Here is a 2,227-nt window from a genome sequence, read left to right as displayed (position 1 = left end):
CCCCGAGACGGTGGTGCTCGGCGGGCTGGCGCCGCCGGCGCTGCTCGAGCGCCTGGCGGGAGCCGCCGAGCTGCCCAATTCGGTCTCGGCCCGCAAGGACCGCGTCACGCCGCGCATCGTCGTCGCGCGCGGCGGCCAGCATGCGGTGCTGCGCGGCGCGGCGGCACTTGCCGTTTCCGGGGTGCTGTCGCCGCGCTTCGGCCAGATCTTCACCGCCAAGCGGCAGCGCGGCGGCGACCTCCTGAAAGGCGGAGACATCGCGGCATGAGCGAACCCCTGCTGGTCCTCGACAACGTCACCAAGAACTATGGCGCCATCCAGGCGCTGAAGGGCATCAGCTTTTCGATCGGACGCGGCGAGGTCGTGGCGCTGCTGGGCGACAACGGCGCCGGCAAGTCGACGCTGGTCAAGATCATCGCCGGCGGGCTGGAGCCGACCTCCGGCCGCATGCTGTTCGAAGGCACGGAGTTCCTGGCCAGATCGCCTGCCGAGGCCAAGGCGGCCGGTATCGAGACCGTCTACCAGGACCTGTCGCTGTGCACCAATGTCGACGTGGTGGCGAATTTCTTCATGGGCCGCGAGATCACCCGCAAAGTGCTCGGCGTCCCCGTGCTCGACGAGCGCGCCATGGAAGACGTGGTCGCCAAGGCGCTCGCCAATGCCGGCACCCGCATCCCGTCGTTGCGCACCAATGTCGAGCACCTCTCGGGCGGACAGCGGCAAGCGATCGAGCTCAACCGCTTCGTGCACTGGGGCGGCAAGCTGGTGCTGCTCGACGAGCCGTTCGCGGCGCTTGGCGTCGAGCAGACGCGACGCGGCCTCGACATGATCCGCCAGGTGGCGAACCAGGGCATCGGCGTCGTCATCATCACTCATATCATGCAGCAGGCCTTCCAGGTCGCCGACCGGATCGTGGTGATCCGGCAAGGCGTCGTGGCGGGCGATGTCGCACGCAGCAAGACAAGTCCCGACGCGGTGATCAACATGATTACCGGAGAGACGCTGGCCGGTGCCGGACCGGCGAGCTGAGGGACAAATGAGGGGTCCGGCGCAAGAGGAGCGAACGACATGAAGAGAATACTTCTTTCCGTCTTCGGTTTCCTGGCACTGGCCATTGCCACGCTCACGCCGGCATTCGCCCAGTCCAAGGGCACCGTCTACTATCTGGTGCCGACATTGCTCGATGAGTTCCAGACCGGTTCGGTGACCGCGCTGGAACTGTTCCTGAAGCAGGTCGGCTACGACTTCAAATCGCTGAACGCCGACAACAAGACCGACGCCCAGCAATCGCAGATGAACGACGTCATCGCGCTGAAGCCCGCCGCGATCGTCCTTGCGGCGGTCGATTTCAACGCGCTGAAGCCGTCCGTCGAAGCGGCCCGCGCCGCCGGCATTCCGGTGGTCGAATTCGACCGTCAGATCACCTCCACCCCGTCCGACTTCACCTCGGTCGCCGGCACGGTCGAGATCGGCTACGTCGCCGCCGACCAAGCCGAGAAGCTCCTGAAAGCGAAGAACGGGGCGGTGAAGGGCAAGATCCTGCAGGTGCTCGGCGATCCCGGCGATCCCTACACGCTCGACATCCAGAAGGGGTTCGAGGAGAAGATGAAGGCGTTCCCGGACGTCAAGATCATCTCGCTTCCAGCCATGCAGTGGGAAGCCAGCAACGCCGGCACCATCGTCGCCGACCAGATGCTCGCCAATCCCGACATCGACCTGATCTTCAGCCATGCCGCGCATCTCTCGGTCGCCGGCGTCGCCTCGCTCGAGGCCGCAGGCAAGAAGCCCGGCGACGTCATGATGATGAGCTCGAACGGCGCACCGGTCGGTCTCGACCTGATCCGCAAGGGCTGGCTCAACGTCGAAGTCGAACAGCCGCTCTACGCCCAGGCCGCGGCTATCGCCATGTTCATGGACAAGATCGTCAAGAAGGAAGAGATCAAGCCCGGCGAATATGAGGTGCTTGGCCTGAAGTCGACGGTGACCAAGGAAGCCTGGGGCCCGAACATCAAGATCCCCGGCGCCGCCATCACCAAGGAGAACGTCGACAATCCGGCCTTCTGGGGCAACCAGAAGCCGCCGACCGAAACCGTAAAACCGGTCGAGTAACCACGAGGACCGCTCCGGGCTACCCGGCCCGGAGCGCCCCTCAAAAGCGCCGCGCGCGTCGAAGCGCGCGAAGCCGCAACATTGTCAAACACGCGCGCCAACCGGATCAGCTCATGAA

At 65.4% G+C, this 2,227-nt stretch carries 2 protein-coding genes and 1 pseudogene; all 3 read left to right on the top strand.

All coding sequences use genetic code 11. The annotated features are described in order from the left end of the window. A pseudogene (locus EN780_RS32515) lies at positions 1–268 on the top strand (ROK family protein); the annotation flags it as partial. Continuing rightward, positions 265–1,029, top strand: a complete 765-nt coding sequence (locus EN780_RS32510; protein ID WP_127311334.1) for an ATP-binding cassette domain-containing protein — start codon at positions 265–267, stop codon at positions 1,027–1,029. The pseudogene EN780_RS32515 and the gene EN780_RS32510, both read left to right, overlap by 4 nt. Positions 1,030–1,068: 39 nt before the next feature. Then, positions 1,069–2,109 carry a sugar ABC transporter substrate-binding protein gene (locus EN780_RS32505; RefSeq protein WP_127406262.1) on the top strand — a complete coding sequence of 347 codons (1,041 nt, stop codon included), beginning with the start codon at positions 1,069–1,071 and terminating at the stop codon, positions 2,107–2,109. Positions 2,110–2,227 lie beyond the last annotated feature (118 nt).

The sequence above is a fragment of the Mesorhizobium sp. M4B.F.Ca.ET.089.01.1.1 genome, assembly GCF_004022605.1.
GTDB lineage: Bacteria > Pseudomonadota > Alphaproteobacteria > Rhizobiales > Rhizobiaceae > Mesorhizobium > Mesorhizobium abyssinicae.
Note: the sequence above shows the minus strand (reverse complement) of the source record. Positions and strands in the feature narration are given on the sequence as shown.

Bases quoted from the DNA above. Each gene is read 5' to 3' on its own strand.
- EN780_RS32510 (WP_127311334.1), top strand. From the start codon at position 265: ATGAGCGAACCCCTGCTGGTCCTCGACAACGTCACCAAGAACTATGGC.
- EN780_RS32505 (WP_127406262.1), top strand. From the start codon at position 1,069: ATGAAGAGAATACTTCTTTCCGTCTTCGGTTTCCTGGCACTGGCCATT.